Here is a 20169-nt window from a genome sequence, read left to right as displayed (position 1 = left end):
AGCGCTTCGCGCTTTACGGCATCTTATTCGTTGCAGACCGCCTTTGAGCCCACGAATATAAGTTCAATCGCTCAAGGAGCCCGACTTAGGTCCTTCTGCCGCGGTCAATTTGAGCCGGTACGACGATGAATTCGCCGAGTTCATCGCCATACGTCACGACATTCCCTTCTTGCAGGAAATGAGCGGTCAACGCGCAAAGCGCCGCATCCACTTCGTCGATCGATCTTAGCGCTGCTGTCTCACTCAGTATCTTTTACTGCATTCCAGATGATTGAGATGAGCCTGAACGGCCGTGTGAACTTTGGCCGTCATCGAGTTGCCAAACGAATATGGCGACTCGGACGAATGGGTATGGCAAGCGTACTGCTGGTAGACGATGACGAGGAGGCATTGGCCGCATGGAGCGCCATTTGTGCCGGTGATGGATTTGAAGTAAGGTGCGCCGGCGACGGCCAGTCGGCCTTGGCCATGTTCATTGAAGCCCCAGTCGATATCGTGGTCGCGGATTGGCGGATGCCGGTCATGTCGGGCAGCGAGTTCTGCCATCGGTTGCGAACACTTCCCGGATTAGCGGACTTCGCTTTCATTCTGGTTTCCGGAGAGCCTAGTCCACCTGCTTTCGTCAGCTACGACGGGTTCCTTCGTAAGCCGGTAGAAGGGCCAATTTTATTGGCCACGATGCATCGGCTGCTTGCCGACCACGTTACGCATCGGCAACGGCAGCGATAGTCGCTACTCCCTCACCAGTTCCACCGCCGCCGCCGAAACGAATTCCGCGCGCACGCTATCGCCGACTTTCAACCCATCGAGCGAAAGACCCTTCGAGGCCCTGAGCACCTGCTGATGCTTCGGGCCACGCAGCGTCACCATGCGGCTCTTGCGATCGATCTTCATCACCGTCGCGACAACGGTCACGCTATGCGCCGACGACGCATAACCTGCCGACGCCGGTATTGCCGCGGTCGTCTCCACGCGCTCGCGCACACCTTGGGTCGCGAGCCTGTCGATGTTCAGCAGCAGCGCTTGCTGATAAGCAACGTTGAGCTTGTCGCCGACCTTAAGCCGGCCGACATCGGCCAGGGAAGGATTGACGTCGACGTCGGCGAGATTGCCGCGCGGACCACGCAGCGTGACGCTATTCGTGGCGGTATTGATGGCAACGACGCGAACCTGTGCGTGAATCACCTCGGCGCGTCCGAGCGCCTGCTGTCCGGCGGGAACGCCCGCGTCCTGCGCGAAACTGGATTGACAGAGCACGGCGGCGAGCACGCTCACGAGAGAGGCCGCCCGCCACACGACTGCGGCCGATGATCCGACTTTGCGCGCACAGATCATTTGCTGCTCCCGAAGTGATCACCGCCAACGGCCAACCCGACACCGGTCACCCACTCGCGCCTACAACTCCGGCCGCGCCAGATCGCTGGTGACAATATGTTCGCCATACACCTGCGCCGCCGCGACGGCTTCGAGCTTGGTCGCGTACGGCCCGAGTTCGGGCGCGCCGTCGAACGGAAACAGCACGCGTCCGTCGGTGGTTCGAACCACTTTCAACACGCCGAAGAAACGCCGGTAGCCGGCCAGCTTCGACGTGGCTGAAATTTCAAAGTCGTCTTCCGACGTTGCGGGGACGCTGGGAATGAATGCGGTCTTGCTCATACCTGAAAACATCTCTTGTTCGATGGGCCGGCAGCGGCACGAAACGCCAAGCCTACACCCGGTTGTCCGGGGAGGACATTCGCCGGCGGCCTTCATTGTCTCAAAGCCGGGCGGATTCAACCGGCGAGCCGGCTAGCGCACCGGGCGACGGCTGGCGGCGAGCCCGCCCGCGAGTCTAGTCAGGCGTCTTTGACTGCCGCCGCATGCTCGGCCGCCAGCGCCACGTCCTGCTCGCTCACGCGCACAAAGCTCGGCCGCGAGCAGATGCGCTCGACATACTCGAGCAGGACTGGCGTTTCGGGCACCAGCTTGAACATCATCCCCCAATGCAAGGCGATGCCCCACAAGATATCCGCTGCCGACATCGTGTCTCCGAGCAGATAGGGCGCGGCTTGCAACTGGCTCGTCACCGTTCCGATCATCGAATCGAAATCGCCGTAGGGCGACGTGGCGGGCGGGGCCGGGTCGCGCTTCATCGCCTTGTCGACTAGCGCTGGTTCGTAGCACGCCGCGTAGTACACCAGCCAGCGCAGATACGGCCCGCGCGACGGATCGTCGAGCGCCGGCGCGAGTCCGGCTTCAGGAAACAGATCGGCCAGATAGATGAAGATGGCGACCTGTTCGGTGATCAGCGCGTCGCCGTGAAGAATCGCCGGCACTTTACCGAGCGGATTGATGGCGAGATAGGGCGCTTGACGCTGCTCGCCGGCTTTCATGTTCAGTACCTTCAACTGGTAAGGCGCACCAAGCTCTTCGAGCAGCGTGAGCGCGCTGACGGAGCGGCATTGCGGCGAGTGGAACAGTGTGATCGTGCGATCCGTGGTCATGGTTTGAGCTTTCCCGAATGAGCGTGGTGGACGAAAAAACCGGGCTTGAGGCGCCGACGAGGCGCCGGAGATGTGTTCATCCTAAGCGTCCATACCTGTCAGTTTGTGTCAGGTATGGCTACACTTGTCCGCATGAGAGCGAGCCGCCTTCTTTCCATCCTGATGACGCTGCAGGCGCGTGGCCGGGTCACCGCGCAGTTCCTCGCCGATGAATGCGCGGTGTCGTTGCGCACCATCTATCGCGACATCGACGCCCTTAGCGCCGCGGGCGTCCCCGTGCATAGCGAGCGCGGAGCGGAAGGCGGCTACCGCCTGCTCGACGGCTACCGCACGCGGCTGAACGGCCTGTCCTCGCAGGAAGCGGAGTCGCTGTTTCTCGGCGGCCTGCCCGGCCCAATGCAGGCGCTCGGCCTGGGTGCGGTGATGGCCGGTGCGCAGACCAAGTTGCTGGCCGCTCTGCCCGTCGAATTGCGCTCGACCGCGGAGCGCATGCGTTCGCGTTTTCATCTCGACGCCCCGGCGTGGTTTTCGGACGCGGACGAGCCCGCCCATCTGCCGTCGATCGCGCGTGCGGTGTGGGAGCAGCATCCGCTGGAGATTCGCTATCAAAGCTGGAAAGCCGAGAAGTTTCGCCGGATCGAACCGCTCGGCATCGTGCTGAAAAGCGGCGCGTGGTATGTGGTCGGGCGCGTCGGGCAGGATGTGCGCATCTACCGCATTTCGCGCATTCTCGAATTGAACCTGCTGGACGAGACGTTCGAGCGGCCGCTCACGTTCGATCTTGCCGCCTACTGGCAGGACAGCACGCAGCGTCTCTCCGAAGAAATGCACGCGAGCGAAGCGACGCTGCGTCTGTCGCCTTGGGGCATGCGGATGCTCGACGTTTTCATCTCGCCGTTCGCGCGTTCGGCGGCGATCGTCGGCGAGCCGGATCCCACCGATGGTTGGCGCACCGTGACGCTGCCCGTCGGTTCGGTGAGGCAGGCGTGCGCAGAGTTGCTGCGCTTCGGCACCGAGGCAGAGGTGCTGGCGCCGCCCGAGTTGCGCGCGCAGATGTCGGAAGTTGCGGCGGCGCTGCATCGCCGTTACGCGCAATGACGGCGTGACGGCATCCTTCGCACGCGCGTCATACGGCGCGCGAGATGGCCGGCTTACGGCAACAATGCGAGTGCGTTCACGGTGCTGCCCGCTGCCGCGGTGGCTGCCGCCGCAGCCGACACGGAGCCGGTCTATAGCGATGCCGCCGCGCTCGGCAAGCTGATCTTCTTCGATGCCACGTTGTCCGCCTCGGGCAAGATGTCGTGCGCGAGCTGCCATAGCCCGTCGCATGCGTATGGGCCGCCCAACGGGCTCGCGGCGCAGTTGGGTGGGGCGGATATGCACTCGCAGGGCACGCGCGCCGTGCCGAGCCTGCGCTACGTGTTGAACCGCACGCCGATGTGGAGCCACGCGCAGGCTGCGAGCCTCTCCGAGCGTCTGAGCGAAACGGACAATGCGCCGGTGGGCGGTTTCGGTTGGGATGGGCGCTTCAACCATCTGCACGATCAGGCGAGTTTCCCCCTGTTCAATCCGAACGAGATGGCCAACAAGGATCCCGCGGCCGTGCTCGCGAAACTGGAGCAGGCGCCGTACGCGGCGCGCTTCAAGGAAGTGTTCGGCCAGAACATCTTCGTCGACCGCGCCAAGGCGTTCGCCCAAGCCCTGTCTGCGATCGAGCGCTTCGAACTCGAGGACCCGAGTTTTCATCCGTACAGCAGCAAGTTCGACTATTATCTGGACGGTAAATTGCAACTAACAGCACAGGAGTTGAGAGGCAAGAAGCTGTTCGACAATCCGGCGGGCGGCAATTGCGCTTCCTGCCATATCGATCAGATGGGCGCCGACGGTTCTCATCCGCTGTTCACCGACTTCAATTTCCAGGCGCTCGGCGTGCCGCGCAATCCCGAGTTGCGAGCGAATGCCGATCCGAAGTACTTCGACATGGGCTTGTGCGGTCCGCTGCGAACTGATCAGTCGAGCGACAGCAGCAATTGCGGGCTCTTCAAATCGGTGTCGCTGCGCAATACGGCGACGCGTCAGGTGTTCTTCCACAACGGCCGCTTCCACTCGCTGAAGGACGCATTGCGCTTCTACGTGCAGCGCGATACCAGTCCGGCGAAGTGGTATCCAAAAGACGTGCACGGCAAGATCGACAAGTTCAACGACTTGCCCGTCGCGCTACGCGTGAACGTCGATACGACCGACGAACCGCTCACACGCAAAGCCGGCGAGCGCCCTGTCTGGTCAGAGCACGATATCGACGACGTCGCCGCTTTCCTGGCGACGCTGAACGACGGCTACGTGCTGAAGCCCAAGCTCTCGCACTGAACCCGAACCATGAAGAGCCGCCCGCAATTCCTAAGACGAATTTTGGTTCTTTCTAGGGCTGATTTAGGGGCAGAGCTATAATGGCCGGGTCCCCTTTTTCCCCATCCACCGTTATGAGCCGGTTACTTTGCCTGATCGTGCTTTCGCTCGGCCTGATGCGGACCGCGACGGCCGACGAAAACACAGACCGCATGTCCGCGTATCTGACGCAAAAATTCGGTCTGGCAAAGGAAAAGGCTCAAAAGATTTCCGACGCGGTGCAAGCCGCCGCCTCGAAATATTCCCTCCCGCCGGCGCTCCTGCTGGCGATCATATCGATCGAATCCCGCTTCAAGGAAAAGGCCAAGGGCGCCAATGGCGCAACCGGGCTCATGCAGGTCGTGCCTGGCGCGCATCGCGGACTGTTGAGGAACGTCAAGGACCTCACCGAGCCGACCGCGAACATCGAAGTGGGCTCGGCGATTCTGTACGGCTACATGCGCTCGGCCAACGGCGACATGAACGCCGCGCTCAAGAGCTACGGCGGATCGCAAGCGTACGCGCAGAAAGTGAGCTTGCGCGTCGAAGACTTTGCGGCGGTCGCCCCGTCGCAAGACGGTGCGCAGCAATCGGACGCGCAGGCCGGAATGTGCGCGGCGCGACCCACGTCTGACCGTTGCGCGGAGCCGGGCAACTGGGCCAACGCGTTTACGGTTCCGGCCGTCAATGCCGCCGGGTTGAACGGCACGGCGACGTCGGCGACTGGACTTCATACGACGTCGCACTAAGCGACATTCGGTCTCTTTTCATGCCGCGGCGTCACAGCTGCCGCGATGCTCTGTCACGTCCGGAAAGACACCCGTTGCGCGCTTTTTACGCACACTTCGGAACCGCTCTACAATGCATTCCCATTCGCGCTGACGCAGCGCCTCTTCCGATCGACCATGTTGACCTCGCTTTCCAGAATCACAGCCGCCGCGTGTTTCGGCCTGCTGACCCTTGCCGCCTGTAGCAGCACGCCGCAGCCTAAATTCCAGCAGGAATTGTTCGAAACAGGCGCGAGCCCGTATGCGCGCAATTTCAATTCGAGCACGACGGATAGCTGCGAGGCGGCGCGCCGGGCGCTCCTGAGCCAAGGCTATCTGACGACGATGACGCGCAACGACACCGTCGACGGCACCAAGAACTTCCAGCCGACGGGCGACACCCACGTGGTCGTCGAATTTCATGTGGTCTGCACGCCGGGCGAAGAGGCGAGCGACACCAGCATCGTCTACGTCAATGCCGTGCAAAACGGCTTTGCGCTGAAGAAAAGCGATACATCGGCGAGCGTCGGGCTGAGCGTGCTGGGTTCCCTGTCGCTGCCGATCCGCTCGAACAGCGATGCGATGGTCAAGATTTCCAGCGAGACAATTCCGTCGGGCAAGTTCTACGACCGTTTCTTTGGACTCGTCGACCACTATTTGCAAACGGTGGTGCGCACCCAGCCGGTCGTCAGTAATCGCATCGAGACCCGTCTCCTGCCGGTGCCGGTCGAGACAACTGCGCCGTTGCCCGTTCCCGAGATGCCCGATGCAATCGGCAAGGCGGCGTCTCTGCAACCGGCGAGCGGAGCCGGTGTAGTGCCCTGATTCATCTGCGGAAGTTCGCGGTGTCGAGGCTGGTCAAGATCCGATCAGCCTTCGATCACATCGCGATCCATCACTTATCCTATGTCTTTTACTTCATACGTATACATATGTAGTAATAGTTAACAAGGGTTAACCCCTTCTGTGGATAACTCCTATTTGTTCCGTCGCATCAATGTCATGCGAACTCCATAACCCTGCGGATCACGCCTGTAGAAAAACTACCAAACCGGGATAACTCTGATGGAGCTTGCCTCGCGAGCCGTCTTATCAAGATTCCGCACACAGGCTGTTCCATGCGCTATCCCGAAGTTATTCAGAGGGAAATGTGGATAACTCGCGTTTGAAGTCGTTTTTCCAATAGATGCCGGGCAAGTTTTTCAACCTGTCCAAGCGCTCGCCAGCGTACAGACCGCCCCCCGCCGCACGCGCACATTGAAGACGGACGGTACAAAGATTGCGTCTCTCTTTTTGCAAGCGCAACTGTTGCTATTTAGTCAAAACCATTTCGGCAACGCCCGATCCAGGCATAGAGTTAAAGTGTTTTCTGAGGTTATTGGTGCAGTGCGGGGGTGTGTAATGAAACGCAGAACAGCACGACAGCTTGTCCGTCTTCTGTCGGATATCCGACATGCCACCCATTGCAGCACGTTGCGGGCGGCAGCCACCAACCGGGCCATCGCGCTCGCCTCCTCTGAACACGAAGCTGAGGTCGCCGACACCGACGACAGCACTGACGCCACGCGCGACCCGCATCAGGACAAGCCCGCCCGGAGCAGGTCATGAGAACGGCGAGCGAACGATCGCTGCGGTTCCTGGTCGAGAAATGGCTTGCGCCGGAGCCTTCGGCGCCCGTTCATGTCACCGAATTCAGCCGCACCCGCCTGGGAGGCCGACGTTATGTGCGCGTCGCGACTTCGCTTCAGGCGGGCTCGCGCGGGCTGTTCTTCTTTCGTCACGACGACGGCTGCTGGTGTGTATTTCCGCCGACCGCCGATACGCCGGCTTTGCTTGCGCATCCGCGGGCGGCCTGAGGACGGCGAGCAAGCCGGCGACAGCGGCCGCCTGCGCAAATACCTTGTGCGCGTCCCTTTCCAATGCGGCGACTGGCTGCATCCTCAAGACGACGCGCCAGGCACGCGTTCTCGCCCGCGTTGCCACGCCGGCATCACCTGACACACGATCAAACCCGCGAGCATCAGCGCGCATCCGAACAGCGCGCGTGCCGACAGTGTTTCGCCGAGCACGACCCACGCCGCGAGCGCGGCGAATACGCCCTCCATGCTGAAAATCACCGCCGCGTGCGACGGCGCCGCATGCTTTTGCGCGACGACCTGAATCGTATAGGCGATGCCGACCGACAGCGCCCCGCCGTATAGGATGGTCGGCGCGGCGCGAACGATCACCGCGAGGCTGATGGGTTCAATGGCGAGACCGACTATGAGACACGCGAGCCCGCACGTCACGAACTGAACGAGCGCAAGCATCAGCGTGTCGTGGCGCAGCGCGAAACGTCCGACCAGCATCATCTGAATGGAGATCACGAGCGCGCCCGCGAGCTGATACCAGTCGCCGTACAGCATCGAGAAATGTTCGTTGACGCTCACAAAATACATGCCCGCGGCCGCGAGCGCCGCACCGAGCCACGTGCCGATTCCCGTGCGATGCCTGAACAGCACGCCGAGAAGCGGCACGATCACTACGTACAGCGAACTGATAAAACCCGCGTTGGCGACCTTCGTGTATTGCAGGCCGATCTGCTGCAATGAAATCGAGGCGGCCAGCACTGCGCCGAGCAGCACGCCCGCGCCGAATAGCTCACGTGCGCCACCGGGCTCGCGCTTCCACAGTTCGGTGAGTGCCGGGCGCCGCACGCAAACGATCAGCGTGAGCACGACGAGCGCGCCGAGCAGGAAGCGCAGTCCGGTGAAGAGAAACGGGCCGATCGCATCGAGACTCAGGCGTTGCGCGACGAACGCGGAACCCCAGATTATCGCGGCGATCAGCATCAGGACATTGGCACGCAGGTGTTGGCGGGTTTCGGCTTTCAACGGTGGTCTTTGTAATTCGGTTGTCGTGACGGGCAGGCGTCGATTTTATCCACCTGCGCGGAAAAGCCCGATATGGGCGCACACCGCTACATCATGTGTTTGCCGACCTTTTTGGAGAACGCCAGCTTGCCGCGTAACCTCGCTCCAGTCGGTCTAGGTGAATCCCCTGGTACGGGTCGCTTAATGAGTGAAAGCAGGTCGAAAGCAAGCTGTCTCCCGGAAAATACATATCGAGTTTTGGGCATGACAAACCGCCTACACTGGGTAATACTCTCCCGCGGGGAGCGGGAAGGCGCCTCAAGCCCTGTCTGCTTCACCGTGCAGCTTATTCATTCACATTGACTCAGTCGTCCAGGTTTGGGGAACAACACATGAAAAAAGTTATCGTCTCGCTCGCAGCCGCTTCGATCGCGCTGGTTTCTGTTCAAGCTTTCGCACAAGCGTCGGACGCAGCACCGGCTGCTGCAGCAAGCGCGCCGAAGAAGCATCACGTCAAGAAGCTGAACACGCACGGCAAGCGCGCTCCGGTTTCGGCAGCCGCTTCGGCAGCTGGCACGAACGACAAGGGCACGCAAAACTAAGCTGCTGCCCGATTCTTCGGGCCAGCTTCGCCGGTCGATCGCACGGCGCCGCATGCTGGCGAGTGCAGCACGACCGGATGCAGGTGTCGCAAGCAAAAAGGCCAGAGCACAAGCTCTGGCCTTTTTGCATTTGGGGCAGCTTTTGTTGCGGCGATTAGCCGGCAAGGCCGCGTTTGATGACTTCGTTCAGCAAACCGGTCATGCCTTCGGGGTGGGTCGCGGCGCGCTCTTTCAGCTCGGTCACCAGATCGCCGTTCAGCTTGCACGCAAACGCGACGAGGCCCTGCGCCTGATCGAGCTTGCGCTGTTCGCGGCGATCGAGCTTCGGTTCGGCTGCGGCGGCCTTGCCGAAACGGTCGGCGGTCGACAGTTTCAGTGCGTTGTTCAGCTTGAGCGCCTTGTTCTTTTCAAGGTCGGTTTTTTTCATCGCCATTCGGAAGGCCTCTGCCAGATAAGTAATCCCGCATTGTACGCACCGCGCCGGACCTCGGGCGAGCGCGCGGCGTTCGGGTTCCGCGCGCACGGCTTGGCACGCCTGTTCGGAACCGGCATGAACCTCGTTGCAGGTTCAAACGGACTGGCCCGGCGCGGCAGCCACGCTGTCCATCAGCGCGCGCATTCTTTGCCAATGCGTGCCTTCCCAGAACACTCGACGGCACACGTCGCAGGTAACGAATTGCGCATGCCGTTCCAGCACACCGTCGGGCGCACGCGTGCCGACTTCTTCCTTGGGGATGCGCCGCAGCGGCACATTGCACATCAGGCATAGGCGGAACGGCTGCGCGCTACCGGCCAGATCGAGCCGTTCAAACACTTCGCGCAGTTGTTCGCGCGGCCTGAGCGTGCGGACATAGCAGCCATGCGTGATGCTGCGGCGTTTCAATAACTCGCGGTCGCGTGTCAGGACGATGCGCTGCTGCGCGGCGGCGAGCGCCTCGATGTCGGCGTCGGGATAGTGGTTGTCGTACAGCGTGTCGAAGCCGGCGAGTCGCAGAAGCGGCGCGAGGCCACCCAGATGCGCGTCGGCGATGAAACGCACCACGCGCAACGGACGTTCGCGCACGCGCAGGAGCGGCTGGATATCGAGCGCTTCAAACTTCGGATAAACGGCTATGCGATCGCCGTCCGCGAGCGGATGATTGAAACCGACCGACTCGCCGTTGACCAGAATCAGTTCGACCTCCGTGTGCGGCACGCCGAGCGCTTCGATCATGTGCTTTGCGGTGGCGCCCGGCGCGCAGGCGTAGCTGAACGCGCGCCGGCGCAACGGCCGGGCGAGAAAATCGTTCAGCTCCTCGTAGAAGCGGAATGTCGCGGTCACCATCACCGCAGTATCGCACCGCGTTTCTTTGCGCGCTGTCCTGCACGTGTCGCATGGGTGTGTTTTACTTCCAGTTCTTTAGAAGACGGAGCGACAGATGGACATCGGTTTTATCGGTCTCGGCGAGATGGGCGCCGCGATGGTTGCAAACATGTTGAAAGCCGGGCATCAGGTGCGCGTGTGGAACCGCTCACCGGAGCGCGCGCAGCCGCTCGCCGACGCAGGCGCGCGCGTCGTTGCGACGCCGGCCGAAGCGTTTGCGGGCGACGCCGTGTTCTCCATGCTCGCCGACGATAGCGCCTTGCGCGAGGTCATCACCGCTTCGTTGCTGGAACACGCTCCGCGCGGGCTGATCCACGTGAACATGGCGACGATCTCGGTGGCGCTGGCCGAGGAACTGGCGACGGCGCACGCGTCGCGCGGCGTCAACTACGTCGCCGCGCCGGTGTTAGGCCGGCCCGATGTCGCGGCGGCGGGCAAGCTGACCATCGTGGCGGGCGGACCGGCCGAATCGATCGATCGTGTTCAGCCGATTTTCGATGTGATCGGCCAGAAGACCTGGCGCATCGGTTCGTTGCCGCAGCAGGCGAACGTCATGAAGCTCGCCGCCAACTTCATGCTCGGCGCGGCGGTCGAGACACTCGGCGAAGCGGCTACGCTGGTGACCGGGCACGGCGTCGCTATGCAGGATTTCCTCGACGTCATCACGGGCGGCCTGTTTCCGGGACCGGTCTATTCCGGCTACGGCAAACTGATCGCGGAGCAGCGCTACGAGCCGGCGCTGTTCAAGGCGCGTCTCGGTCTGAAGGACATTCGTCTCGCGCTGGCCGCTGCCGACGCCGTGACGACGCCGCTGCCGATCGCCAGCGTGGTGCGCGATAGCTTGATCGAAGCCGTGGCTCACGGCGACGGCGAGAAGGATTTCGCGGTGCTGGGGCAGGTCGCCGCGCGGCGAGCCGGGCGCTAAAAGCTAAAAGCAACTGACAGGCGGCAGTGACGGACGCGGGCGGGCATAATAGCCGCCCGTTCCCTTATCCGCCGTGCTTCCCATGAGTCTGCATACCTGGTGGCTATTCGTCGCCACTGTCTTCGTCGTTTCAGCGATTCCCGGTCCGAACATGTTGCTCGTGATGACGCACGGCGCCCAGCACGGCTTGCGCCGTTCCAGCGCGACCATGGCCGGTTGCCTGTCGGCGCTGGTGTCGATGCTGGCGGTGTCGGCGGCGGGTCTCGGTGTTTTCCTCGCAGCATGGCCAGCCATGTTCAACGCGCTGCGGATGATCGGCGCCGCTTACCTCGTGTATCTCGGCATCAAGGCGTGGCGCGCGCCGGCCGACGAAGCCACCGCCGGCACTGCCGACGAACTCGCCGCGAAGCCCGCGCGCTCGCGCTTCGCGCTGTTTCGCAACGGCTTTCTGGTCGCAGGCAGCAATCCCAAGGCGATTTTGTTCGCTGCGGCGCTGCTGCCGCAATTCATCGACGCCGCGCAGCCGAAGCTGCCGCAGTTTGGCGTACTCGTCGCCACGTTCGCCGTGATCGAGGTGAGCTGGTATCTGGTGTACGCGGGATTCGGCACTCGCATCGGCGCGAAATTGAAGAGCCGCAGCGTCGCCCGCCTGTTCAATCGGCTGACGGGCGGCGTGTTCGTCGGCTTCGGCGCGATGATGGCGCTGGTGCGCCACTGAGCGCGAGGCGCGGCGCCGCGGAGACGACGGGACATTTTGGCGAGCTGTTGTGTATTTGCAACGTCGAGGGTCTACCCTAATTAGCATGTTGCGCCGCACCAAGCCGTTTGCTATAGTTTGTCTTGTCTCCTCCATGTCTCCTCTGATATGGATTCAGCCCGCCAACTTAGGCGGGCTTTTTTTTGCCTCGAATTTCCCGTTCCCAGAAAGGACAAAGCCGGCTGACCCTTGCGCAGGGCCGCCGGCTTTCTTGCGTCAGGACCGAACTTAGAACTTGTACGAGACGGCGAGGAACGAAATGATCGGGTCGGCCTTCAATTCCGCTTTCGACACGCCCAGTTCCGTGCCGTCCGCCGCCTTGATGATGACCGACGAGGTCGTCTTCAGCGGAATATAGGTGACCGATGCCACGAGACCCCAGTGATCGGTGATGTTGTACGCGAGGCCCGCGTTGAACACCGGCGCCCATGACGACGACGCTTTCGCCGACACCTGCGTCTGCCCCGGCTTGCCCGCGCCGGCAGCCAGCACCGCGCCGAGGTTGTTCTGCGTCGACTGGACAAAGTTCTCGCTCAGCTGAACGTCGGAGAACCAGTTATAGGACACGCCGATGCCGACAAATGGCCGAAAATGCGCCGTCGGGGCATTGAAGTAGTACTGGAACAGCAGCGCCGGGCTCCACTGGCGCACGCTCTTGACGATCGGGTTGGCCTGCGGATCGCCCAGATCCTGCTGGCCGAGCGCACCGGCCGGTCCCGGCGGTTTGATGGTGCCGTGCCCGTAGATCTTGAAGACCGGCGGCACGCCCGCCACCGTCGTCACGGCGATGTGATCGGTAAGGTAGTGGCTGAACACCAGGCCGACGGTGTCGGCGCTGTTGGTCGACAAACTCGTGCCGGGCGACGTGAAAGAACTCGGCAGACGCAGCGGCGTGTTGATCGGCGTCGGCGCGACGGTGGTGGTGAGCGGCGAGCTCGAATCCTGTGGCATCACGTGAAACCAGCCGAGCACGGCGACGTTGTCGCCCGCATGCTGGGCGTGCGCGCTGGCGGACAGGCAGGCGGCCAGTAACGCGAAATAGATTTTTTTCATCTTGTTCCTCCTGAGGCGCGGCTCAAGCTCATCGCGCGCGGCAAGCGGCGACGGGTTCGCAACCACGCCGGCGCGCTGCATATTCGTTGGGCACCGGCTGCCGAGCGGTCACACTGCGCGGCAGCCGGGACGCGAACGCCACGTTGCGGATTGGCGGCGCGTGCTGCGTCCGTTACTGGACGAAGGCGCCGATCGTGAAGTACGGCGAGGCCGCGTTGGTCAGATCCAGGTAGCCGAACACACCACCTGTGAAGATCATCTTTCCGGTCGGCGTGGTGCCGGTGGAAGCGCCCACTCGCGTCGTCGTCACCACGCCGGGCACGGCTTGTGTGAAGTCCAGATTCAGCGCTGTCGCGAGCGATGCCTGCGAGGCGTTGAACGGATCGAGCAGCGTGGCCTCGGTGCCTTCGAGCGCGGTGGTGCGGTAGTCGAACTGGCTATCCACGCCGATGTACTCCCCGTTCTGCGAGTTCACCGTGATCGCGCTTTGCGGCGACAGAATCGAGATGCCTGATTCGTCGTCGGCGTACGGGCCGAGCGCGCCGTTTTGCGGCACCGTCACCGATGAGTTCGCCGCGCCCGCTCGCACCAGGATCGGCACAAGCTGGTTGCGCAGCTTGCCGACGATCATGTAGCCACGTGCTTTCGGGGTCGCCGCGAGGGTCGGTTTAGCCTGGCCGAGGAAGTTGTTGGTCTGGAACGCGCCGCTGCCGTCCGCCGCCGGCGCGAAGTTGCTCCCCGGCTGCTGACACTTGCCCGCGTTGACGCCGGAGTTGTCGCACTCGGTCCACGTGCCGTCCGCGTTGATCGTGATCTTCGAATCGACCGCGACCGGCGCGAAGTTTTGCGACGGCACCTGGTGATAGCCGAGCTGGTTGTACGTGCCGGCCACGTTCGCGAGATTCGTTTCAATCGACGAGAAGCCGATGAACGGGTAGTACGGGAACTTGGTATCAGGCACGGCGCCCACGCCAAGAATCCCGCCGAACGAAATCTCCGCGCCCGGGATCGTGCCGCCCGCCACGCCTTCGCCGACGAAAATCCGCGCCGGACGATTCGGATCGAGACTCGCGCCGTTCAGGCGGAACGCGCACTGGTTGAGCTTGTTGGTCGGCAGCAGGGTTTCCTGAGTCAGTGTGCCGCTGGCGGTCTGGCCCGCGCGCGTCGGGACGACCGTACCGGTGGTCGCCGGGATCGGCGACTCGATGTAGTTGACTTGCCAGGTCATCTTGGTCGTATCGAGCTGCAGCTTGACCAGTTCGCCGTCACCGCCGCCGCCCGTGAACACCGTGCCGTAGTCCAGCGACGCCGGACACAGACGGACTTCCGTCACCGGGCCGTCGCCTCCGCCGCCGCCGCCGCACGCCCCCAACAACGGTGCTGCAAGAGCGAGCACCGAAAGGATTCTCCAATTCATACCGCCTCCAGAATTTTTTCGTTGTGTGTGGCCGGCTCCCAGTCCCGCCACCTTTTTGCTATTTGTCTCTCATGCCGCCCACTGCCGGTCCGCTGTGGCTTACCTGCGTGGCTCACTCGCGTGATTCACTTGCTGATTTGCGCTCCGATGCCGAAGTAAGGCGCGCTCGAAGCCGTGCTGCTGAGTTGCGACGTCGGCGCTACGCCGCCATTGACGGTTCCCTGGATCTCGATCGCATACAGGCCGCCGGACGAGATCGCGAGGCCCTTTTGACCGTTGGCCTGCTGGACACCGACCAGTCCCGGACTCGGCAAACCGTAGCCGAGGCCGAAGCCGTCTTCACCAGCGGAAGTCGACGGATTGATGAAGGTGCCGACGCCGCCCTGGATCAACGCCGCGGTGTATTTGAAGTTGGAGTCCGCACCGACGTAGCCGCCGTCGAAGCCGCCGGAGGCAAGCGGTGTGGCGGCGGCGAGCATCGCGATGCCGGATTCGTCGTCGACCTTGGCGTCAAGGTGCAGCGGGGCGGTGCCGAGATTCACGGAGCCCGTGCGGATCACGAGCGGCACCGTGGCGCCGTTCACCTGGCCGAGAATCATGTGCGCCGACGCGGACACGCCGCTCGGCTGATTCAGCGGCGGCAGCTTGAGCTGCGTGCCGATCTGCGGTGCATTCTGGCTGTCGAAGTAACCGCTGCTATTGGCGGTCCACGCCGTGCCGGTCGTCAGGCAGCCGCTCGAACTCGGCGTAAAGGCTGCGTTCGCCGGATTCGATCCCGTGCAGTTGCCGGCCGCGTCGAAGGTCTCGACCGTGTTGGTGGCCGTCGCCGCGTACGAGCCCGACGGCACCAGGTGATACAGCAGACCATTGTAGGTGCCGGCCAGCTTGGTGACGTCGTTCGTCGTGTTGGCGAAGCCGAGGAACGGATAGAAATCGAAGTGCCGGTTCGGGACTGCGCCGACGTGATCGATGATGCCAGGAATGATGGTGAGTCCGTCGTACTCGACGGTCGCGCCCGGAATGCCGCCGCCGGCCACGCCCTGGCCCACCAGGATCATCGGCGGGTTCGGGTTGTTGACGAAGTCGGGCGTCGTGTAGGTCGTGCCGTTGGCAGGCGCGGTGCCGGTGCCTTTGCCGAGAATGAATGCGCAACGCGTTTGCTCCGCGGTCGGCAGCATGCCCGTTGGCGGATGAATTACCGCGCCGGTAATCTGAGTGCCTTCGCGCGTGATCGTGACATCGGCGCTGGTTAGCGGGATCGGCGACTTGAGCCACTTCAGCGTGTACGTCATCGCCGTCGCATCGATGTTCAGCTGCACCACTTCGCCGCTGCCCGCGCCACCCAGGAAGGTGCTTTTGACGATGTCGGCGGTTGCCGGGCACAACGCCGCCGCGCCGGCGCCCGAGGCGGGCGGACCTTGCACGCCGCAACTCGCGCCCGAACATTGCGGTGCGTTGATCGGACCTGGATTGTCGGCCTTGCCGCCGCCGCAAGCGATCAGGAATGGGGCCGTGGCAATGGCCAGCGCGAGGCCTCGAGTAATGGCATGCGACATGCAGCTGTCTCCCTTCATGTAATTGTGCGAACTAATTTCGCTGCGCGGATAATGGCTGTCAATTGAATGAGCCGTCTAAAAAGACCGATTCAAACAGCGCAATTTTTGGCGCACGCGCACCGCGTGGACGTCTGCGGGTCTTTTAAACGAAAAAGGATTTTTGGCCTGAATGGCGGCAACGTTGTTTCGTCGCACTCCCTTTCCAGGTAAGGCTTCGGGCAAAATGGCTCTATCATCTGCGAACGACCGTTCGCGAAAAAATCCGGAGTTTCCCTAGGCGGAAAACTATGCGCCCTGCGTCGATATCCGGAATGAATTACCGGCGGATTGTTGGATAGTCCGATTTTTATTTTTTAAGAAATACGGGCTACTACTGATAAATCACGGAAAGGGAATTTTGAATGGTGCGTATTTAAAACAAAAAGGCCGGTCTTTTGCAGACCGGCCTTTCAATTGATTGACGGCGAATTACCGTCCGCGATTGCAAACTGATTAGCGTTTCAAGCCGCTTTCCTCAGCGGCGCCGATCGCGAGGTTCATGCACTGAATCGCCGCGCCCGACGCGCCCTTGCCCAGATTGTCCAGACGCGCGACGGTCACGAAGCGTTCTTCGTTGCCGAATACGAACAGGTCGACCCGGTTTGTGTCGTTGTTCGCCTGCACGTCGAAGAAGCCGCTGTCGAGGTTCGCTTCCGCGTCGAACGGTGCGACGTGCACAAACGCCTCACCCGCGTAGTACTCGGCGAACAGCGCCTGCACGTCTTGCGGCGTGGCTTTCTTGGCCAACTGGTTCGGCGAGAAGAACGTGGTGACCGCGAGACCCTTATAGAAATCGCCCACGATCGGCGTAAAGATCGGCGCCGACTTCAGGCCGGTATGCGCGGCCATTTCCGGCAGATGCTTGTGCGTGAGACCGAGCGCGTACGGACGCGGGCTTTTGAGCTTGTCGTTGCCGCCGGCTTCGTAGTCGGCAATCATTTTCTTGCCGCCGCCGCTGTAGCCGGTGATCGAGTAAGCGTGCGCAGCGAACTCGGGCGCCACCACGCCGGCCTCGACCAGCGGACGCATGGCGAGCACGAAGGCCGAAGCGTGGCAGCCCGGCACGGCAATGCGTTTCGCCGTGCGCAGACGCTCGCGTTGCGAGCGGGCCAGTTCGGGCAAGCCGTAAGCCCAGTCGGCGGACGTGCGGAACGCGGTGCTAGCATCGATCAGCACCGTGCGATCGTTCTCGACCAGCGAAGCGGATTCACGCGAGGCGACATCCGGCAGGCACAGGAACGTGACGTCCGACGCGTTGATGAGACGACGGCGCTCTTCGAGGTCCTTGCGCTTCGCTTCTTCGATACGCAGGATCTCTACGTCGGCGCGTTGCGACAGGTATTCAAAAATCTTCAGTCCGGTCGTGCCTTCCTGTCCGTCGACAAAAACTTTCGTGCTCATCTCGCTCTCACTGGCTTGCTGGAAACGGGGCGCGACACCGCGCCGGAACGTCATTTTATGACGTGATGGCGCCGGACGCGCAAAAGGGGTGAAAAAAACGACGATGCACGCCGAACATGACATCGGCGTGACCTGTTACGCGGTAGATGCCAGCCGATGCCGGCCGGATCGCGGCAGTCGGCGCGTCAGTGGGCCGCGGCGATCCAGCGCGCCGTGACCGCGGCCACGCGTGCGCCGAACATCCGTGCTGTTTCGAGATCGCCGGCTGGCGGCGCTTCTTCTGGCGAAGCGTCGGCCGGTGACTGGGTGAGCAGGCCGGTCGAGCCGCCCACATAGTTCAGGTCGTCGCGAGTCGCCGCCTTGGTGTTGGACGGCATCATGCCGGTGCCTGCCCAGATCATGCCGTGCTGCATGGCCAGCGTGACGAAGTACTGGATCGTCGCGAACTTGTCGCCGTTCATGGTCGCGGAGTTGGTGAAGCCGGCCGCGATCTTGTCCTTCCACGCCTGCTCGAGCCACGGCTTCGAGCTTGCATCGGCGAATTTTTTGAAGTCGGCGGAAGGGCCGCCCATGTAGGTCGGCGCACCGAAAATGATGGCGTCTGCCGCGGCCAGTTCGGCCCACGCTGCATCGTCGATCTCGCCGACCGGCAACAGTCTCGCGTCCGCGCCGGCTTCGAGGGCGCCAGCCAGCACGGACTCGGCGGCTTTCTTCGTGTGGCCGTAGCCGCTGTGATAAACGATGACGATCTTCGACATGAGACGCTCCAGCAAAGTGAAAGAGGATGGGTCGAGCACGGCAGTGGTGCGCACCCGCGGCGGTGAGCACGCCGCAACCTGCCAGGCCGCACCTTACGTGCGCCGATGACAGAATTCCCGCGCGGGCGGCAATACGACGCAAGCCGTACGCCAGCCGCAGCGGCGCGGTTTTCATGCGACCGGCTGTACCGCAATGCGCGCGATCAGCGCCCGTAATTGACCACCATCCGCGCAAAGCCGAGCGTGGCGGTGCCGATCTCATGATCGAACATCAGCGCGGGACGGCCTTGGGCAAGGCGCAGGTCGACGGTGCTGAGTGCATAAACGGTGATGATGTAGCGATGCGGCTTGCCCGGCGGCGGACACGGGCCGCCATAGCCGTCGGTATCGAAGTCGTTGCGTGCTTCGACCGCGCCTAGTTTGCTGAGGAAGCCGGAAGAACTAGCGTTTTCCGGCAAGCTGTTGACCGTGGCGGGAATGCCCGCCACCGACCAGTGCCACCAGCCGCGGCCCGGCGCATCCTGATCGAACATGGTGACCGCGAAGCCGCGCGTGCCGGGCGGCGCGTCGTGCCACGAAAGCTGCGGTGAGCGGTTGCCGCCTTTGCAGTCGTCCTGATTGAAAACTTGAGCGTCCGCCACGGTGCCGCCCGCGCGGAAGCTCGCGCTGGTCAGCGCAAACGCGCCTTCGGCAAGAGCATAAGGCCCATGCGCGGCCAGAAGCGCGAGGCCCAGCATGGCGCAAGGGAACGACGGCAGACGGCGGAACGGCGAAGCAATCGAAACAACCAGGCAACGCGAGCGCATGTGCCGGTTCTCCTGTGAGGGCGCGAGGCGGTTATCCTCGCGATGGTTATTGTCCCTATTTTGTGCCTCAAGGTCGATCCAAGTCTAACATTAGCTCTACGACGCATCATTGTTGCCGCCTGGTGGGATTTGCAGACCAGAATCGGCTATAGTCGGAGGAATTTTCCGCGCGGAGGCAGCCCGCGCCCTTACCCGTTTCAGCATCTAGAATACGTAAGACATGTCGGAAGTTTTGCAGAGTGGTTCATCTGTCGAGGGGAGGGCAATGCAAGATCCAGTCAGGGTTGTGGTCGCTGACGACCATCCGGTTATTTTGTTCGGCGCCGAACAGGCTTTGCTCAAGTTTCCCGGTCTACAGGTCGTCGCGCGTGCGCGGCAGTCAACCGAGTTGATCAAGGTGCTGCAGACCATTGCCTGTGACGTGCTCGTCACGGATCTGGCAATGCCTGGCGGTCAATACGGCGACGGTTTGCCGCTGATCGGCTATCTGCGCCGCAATTTTCCCAAGCTTCCCATCGTCGTCCTGACGATGCTCGAGAACGCTGCGTTGCTCAAGCGGCTGAGCGAACTCGGTGTCACATCCGTCGTCAACAAGTCGGACGATCTCAGCCACATCGGGCTCGCGGTGCAGCACGTCAGCCGCAACCTGGAATATATGAGCCCGTCGGTGAAAGCCTCGCTCGATACATTGCGCATGAATGCGGGTGGCAAGAACGACGAAGTGATGTTGTCGAAACGAGAGTTGGAAGTGGTGCGCCTGTTCGTGTCGGGCATGACGATCAAGGAGATATCGGAGCACCTTAACCGCAGCATCAAGACCATCAGCACGCAGAAGAACACGGCCATGCGCAAGCTCGGCATCGAACGGGATTCCGAACTGTTCCAGTACGCGCAGAGTAATGGCTTGCTGAACCTGTCGTCGCATTCCACCGAAGACAACAGCGGAGCGTCTTAAGGTCGCACGCGAGGCCTAAGGCAAAAATAGAAAAGGGCGCCTGTCGATAA

Annotated in this window: 22 protein-coding genes; 10 read left to right on the top strand and 12 right to left on the bottom strand. The window is 62.3% G+C overall.

The features are described 5' to 3' along the window. Nucleotides 1-351: 351 nt before the first annotated feature. Nucleotides 352-729, top strand: coding sequence for a two-component system response regulator (locus tag B0G73_RS37390; RefSeq protein WP_106286077.1), 378 nt, complete (start codon nucleotides 352-354; stop codon nucleotides 727-729). A gap of 3 nt (nucleotides 730-732) precedes the next feature. On the opposite strand, the gene B0G73_RS37385 is transcribed toward B0G73_RS37390, so the two are convergent. From B0G73_RS37385 to B0G73_RS37375, 3 genes are all read right to left on the bottom strand, one after another. Then, nucleotides 733-1335: a hypothetical protein gene (locus tag B0G73_RS37385; RefSeq protein WP_106286067.1), complete on the bottom strand. Its 603-nt coding sequence runs from the start codon at nucleotides 1333-1335 to the stop codon at nucleotides 733-735. Between the two features lie 60 nt (nucleotides 1336-1395). Further along, nucleotides 1396-1656 (bottom strand): DUF6723 family protein, encoded by a 261-nt coding sequence (locus tag B0G73_RS37380; protein ID WP_106286076.1) that lies wholly within the window; start codon nucleotides 1654-1656, stop codon nucleotides 1396-1398. Between the two features lie 179 nt (nucleotides 1657-1835). Further along, on the bottom strand, nucleotides 1836-2483 hold the full coding sequence (locus B0G73_RS37375; RefSeq protein ID WP_106286066.1) for a glutathione S-transferase family protein: 648 nt from the start codon (nucleotides 2481-2483) through the stop codon (nucleotides 1836-1838). 114 nt (nucleotides 2484-2597) lie between these two features. On the opposite strand from B0G73_RS37375, the gene B0G73_RS37370 reads away from it, so the two are divergent. The 5 genes from B0G73_RS37370 to B0G73_RS37345 all read left to right on the top strand — a co-directional run bounded on the left by B0G73_RS37370 (nucleotide 2598) and on the right by B0G73_RS37345 (nucleotide 7491). Next, nucleotides 2598-3581 (top strand): YafY family protein, encoded by a 984-nt coding sequence (locus B0G73_RS37370; protein ID WP_258194153.1) that lies wholly within the window; start codon nucleotides 2598-2600, stop codon nucleotides 3579-3581. A 30-nt stretch (nucleotides 3582-3611) separates the two neighbouring features. Beyond that, nucleotides 3612-4850 carry a cytochrome-c peroxidase gene (locus B0G73_RS37365; protein ID WP_374957055.1) on the top strand — a complete coding sequence of 413 codons (1239 nt, stop codon included), beginning with the start codon at nucleotides 3612-3614 and terminating at the stop codon, nucleotides 4848-4850. A gap of 113 nt (nucleotides 4851-4963) precedes the next feature. Then, the gene (locus B0G73_RS37360) at nucleotides 4964-5617 is read left to right on the top strand and encodes a lytic transglycosylase domain-containing protein (protein WP_106286063.1); all 654 of its coding nucleotides are present in this window, start codon (nucleotides 4964-4966) and stop codon (nucleotides 5615-5617) included. Between the two features lie 156 nt (nucleotides 5618-5773). Then, on the top strand, nucleotides 5774-6460 hold the full coding sequence (locus tag B0G73_RS37355; RefSeq protein WP_106286075.1) for a DUF2242 domain-containing protein: 687 nt from the start codon (nucleotides 5774-5776) through the stop codon (nucleotides 6458-6460). 779 nt (nucleotides 6461-7239) lie between these two features. Then, complete coding sequence (locus tag B0G73_RS37345) at nucleotides 7240-7491, top strand: hypothetical protein (protein ID WP_106286061.1); 252 nt, start codon at nucleotides 7240-7242, stop codon at nucleotides 7489-7491. Between the two features lie 84 nt (nucleotides 7492-7575). Here the strand turns inward: B0G73_RS37345 and B0G73_RS37340 are convergent, their stop codons facing one another. After that, nucleotides 7576-8508, bottom strand: a complete 933-nt coding sequence (locus B0G73_RS37340) for a DMT family transporter (RefSeq protein WP_106286060.1) — start codon at nucleotides 8506-8508, stop codon at nucleotides 7576-7578. Between the two features lie 371 nt (nucleotides 8509-8879). On the opposite strand from B0G73_RS37340, the gene B0G73_RS37335 reads away from it, so the two are divergent. Beyond that, complete coding sequence (locus B0G73_RS37335; protein ID WP_106286059.1) at nucleotides 8880-9089, top strand: hypothetical protein; 210 nt, start codon at nucleotides 8880-8882, stop codon at nucleotides 9087-9089. A gap of 154 nt (nucleotides 9090-9243) precedes the next feature. Here B0G73_RS37335 and B0G73_RS37330 read toward each other — a convergent pair whose 3' ends face one another. Both B0G73_RS37330 and B0G73_RS37325 read right to left on the bottom strand, forming a co-directional pair. After that, nucleotides 9244-9522 carry a hypothetical protein gene (locus tag B0G73_RS37330; protein ID WP_106286058.1) on the bottom strand — a complete coding sequence of 93 codons (279 nt, stop codon included), beginning with the start codon at nucleotides 9520-9522 and terminating at the stop codon, nucleotides 9244-9246. Between the two features lie 135 nt (nucleotides 9523-9657). Further along, nucleotides 9658-10413 (bottom strand): Mut7-C RNAse domain-containing protein, encoded by a 756-nt coding sequence (locus tag B0G73_RS37325; RefSeq protein WP_106286057.1) that lies wholly within the window; start codon nucleotides 10411-10413, stop codon nucleotides 9658-9660. A 94-nt stretch (nucleotides 10414-10507) separates the two neighbouring features. Between B0G73_RS37325 and B0G73_RS37320 the strand changes: the two genes are divergently transcribed. Continuing rightward, nucleotides 10508-11377 carry an NAD(P)-dependent oxidoreductase gene (locus B0G73_RS37320; RefSeq protein WP_106286056.1) on the top strand — a complete coding sequence of 290 codons (870 nt, stop codon included), beginning with the start codon at nucleotides 10508-10510 and terminating at the stop codon, nucleotides 11375-11377. Nucleotides 11378-11459: 82 nt separating this feature from the next. Further along, on the top strand, nucleotides 11460-12095 hold the full coding sequence (locus B0G73_RS37315; protein ID WP_106286055.1) for a LysE family translocator: 636 nt from the start codon (nucleotides 11460-11462) through the stop codon (nucleotides 12093-12095). A gap of 267 nt (nucleotides 12096-12362) precedes the next feature. Here B0G73_RS37315 and B0G73_RS37310 read toward each other — a convergent pair whose 3' ends face one another. From B0G73_RS37310 to B0G73_RS37285, 6 genes are all read right to left on the bottom strand, one after another. Then, nucleotides 12363-13187 carry an OmpW family protein gene (locus B0G73_RS37310; RefSeq protein ID WP_106286074.1) on the bottom strand — a complete coding sequence of 275 codons (825 nt, stop codon included), beginning with the start codon at nucleotides 13185-13187 and terminating at the stop codon, nucleotides 12363-12365. A 172-nt stretch (nucleotides 13188-13359) separates the two neighbouring features. Next, nucleotides 13360-14604 carry a DUF2957 domain-containing protein gene (locus tag B0G73_RS37305; RefSeq protein WP_106286054.1) on the bottom strand — a complete coding sequence of 415 codons (1245 nt, stop codon included), beginning with the start codon at nucleotides 14602-14604 and terminating at the stop codon, nucleotides 13360-13362. A 125-nt stretch (nucleotides 14605-14729) separates the two neighbouring features. Further along, nucleotides 14730-16160: a DUF2957 domain-containing protein gene (locus B0G73_RS37300; RefSeq protein WP_106286053.1), complete on the bottom strand. Its 1431-nt coding sequence runs from the start codon at nucleotides 16158-16160 to the stop codon at nucleotides 14730-14732. 492 nt (nucleotides 16161-16652) lie between these two features. Further along, nucleotides 16653-17600, bottom strand: a complete 948-nt coding sequence (gene argC, locus B0G73_RS37295; protein WP_106286073.1) for an N-acetyl-gamma-glutamyl-phosphate reductase — start codon at nucleotides 17598-17600, stop codon at nucleotides 16653-16655. 185 nt (nucleotides 17601-17785) lie between these two features. Next, a complete protein-coding gene (locus B0G73_RS37290; protein WP_106286052.1) occupies nucleotides 17786-18358 on the bottom strand; it encodes a flavodoxin family protein in 573 nt (190 codons plus the stop codon). A gap of 203 nt (nucleotides 18359-18561) precedes the next feature. Next, complete coding sequence (locus tag B0G73_RS37285; RefSeq protein WP_106286051.1) at nucleotides 18562-19164, bottom strand: YbhB/YbcL family Raf kinase inhibitor-like protein; 603 nt, start codon at nucleotides 19162-19164, stop codon at nucleotides 18562-18564. A 265-nt stretch (nucleotides 19165-19429) separates the two neighbouring features. Here B0G73_RS37285 and B0G73_RS37280 point away from each other — a divergent pair, with 265 nt between their 5' ends. Then, nucleotides 19430-20119 carry a response regulator gene (locus tag B0G73_RS37280; RefSeq protein ID WP_106286050.1) on the top strand — a complete coding sequence of 230 codons (690 nt, stop codon included), beginning with the start codon at nucleotides 19430-19432 and terminating at the stop codon, nucleotides 20117-20119. Nucleotides 20120-20169 lie beyond the last annotated feature (50 nt).

The organism is Paraburkholderia sp. BL25I1N1 (assembly GCF_003002025.1).
Classification (GTDB): Bacteria; Pseudomonadota; Gammaproteobacteria; order Burkholderiales; family Burkholderiaceae; genus Paraburkholderia.
The sequence above is the reverse complement of the archived record's forward strand: the minus strand, read 5'-3'. Positions and strand labels throughout refer to the sequence as shown.

What these genes read in the sequence shown, in the direction of transcription:
- B0G73_RS37325 (WP_106286057.1), bottom strand. Translation starts at nt 10,413, where the DNA reads ATGGTGACCGCGACATTCCGCTTCTACGAGGAGCTGAACGATTTTCTC.
- B0G73_RS37285 (WP_106286051.1), bottom strand. Translation starts at nt 19,164, where the DNA reads ATGCGCTCGCGTTGCCTGGTTGTTTCGATTGCTTCGCCGTTCCGCCGT.
- B0G73_RS37300 (WP_106286053.1), bottom strand. Translation starts at nt 16,160, where the DNA reads ATGTCGCATGCCATTACTCGAGGCCTCGCGCTGGCCATTGCCACGGCC.
- B0G73_RS37355 (WP_106286075.1), top strand. Translation starts at nt 5,774, where the DNA reads ATGTTGACCTCGCTTTCCAGAATCACAGCCGCCGCGTGTTTCGGCCTG.
- B0G73_RS37370 (WP_258194153.1), top strand. Translation starts at nt 2,598, where the DNA reads ATGGCTACACTTGTCCGCATGAGAGCGAGCCGCCTTCTTTCCATCCTG.
- B0G73_RS37385 (WP_106286067.1), bottom strand. Translation starts at nt 1,335, where the DNA reads ATGATCTGTGCGCGCAAAGTCGGATCATCGGCCGCAGTCGTGTGGCGG.
- B0G73_RS37390 (WP_106286077.1), top strand. Translation starts at nt 352, where the DNA reads ATGGCAAGCGTACTGCTGGTAGACGATGACGAGGAGGCATTGGCCGCA.
- B0G73_RS37280 (WP_106286050.1), top strand. Translation starts at nt 19,430, where the DNA reads ATGCAAGATCCAGTCAGGGTTGTGGTCGCTGACGACCATCCGGTTATT.
- B0G73_RS37335 (WP_106286059.1), top strand. Translation starts at nt 8,880, where the DNA reads ATGAAAAAAGTTATCGTCTCGCTCGCAGCCGCTTCGATCGCGCTGGTT.
- argC (WP_106286073.1), bottom strand. Translation starts at nt 17,600, where the DNA reads ATGAGCACGAAAGTTTTTGTCGACGGACAGGAAGGCACGACCGGACTG.
- B0G73_RS37315 (WP_106286055.1), top strand. Translation starts at nt 11,460, where the DNA reads ATGAGTCTGCATACCTGGTGGCTATTCGTCGCCACTGTCTTCGTCGTT.
- B0G73_RS37310 (WP_106286074.1), bottom strand. Translation starts at nt 13,187, where the DNA reads ATGAAAAAAATCTATTTCGCGTTACTGGCCGCCTGCCTGTCCGCCAGC.
- B0G73_RS37330 (WP_106286058.1), bottom strand. Translation starts at nt 9,522, where the DNA reads ATGGCGATGAAAAAAACCGACCTTGAAAAGAACAAGGCGCTCAAGCTG.
- B0G73_RS37380 (WP_106286076.1), bottom strand. Translation starts at nt 1,656, where the DNA reads ATGAGCAAGACCGCATTCATTCCCAGCGTCCCCGCAACGTCGGAAGAC.
- B0G73_RS37345 (WP_106286061.1), top strand. Translation starts at nt 7,240, where the DNA reads ATGAGAACGGCGAGCGAACGATCGCTGCGGTTCCTGGTCGAGAAATGG.
- B0G73_RS37360 (WP_106286063.1), top strand. Translation starts at nt 4,964, where the DNA reads ATGAGCCGGTTACTTTGCCTGATCGTGCTTTCGCTCGGCCTGATGCGG.
- B0G73_RS37305 (WP_106286054.1), bottom strand. Translation starts at nt 14,604, where the DNA reads ATGAATTGGAGAATCCTTTCGGTGCTCGCTCTTGCAGCACCGTTGTTG.
- B0G73_RS37320 (WP_106286056.1), top strand. Translation starts at nt 10,508, where the DNA reads ATGGACATCGGTTTTATCGGTCTCGGCGAGATGGGCGCCGCGATGGTT.
- B0G73_RS37290 (WP_106286052.1), bottom strand. Translation starts at nt 18,358, where the DNA reads ATGTCGAAGATCGTCATCGTTTATCACAGCGGCTACGGCCACACGAAG.
- B0G73_RS37375 (WP_106286066.1), bottom strand. Translation starts at nt 2,483, where the DNA reads ATGACCACGGATCGCACGATCACACTGTTCCACTCGCCGCAATGCCGC.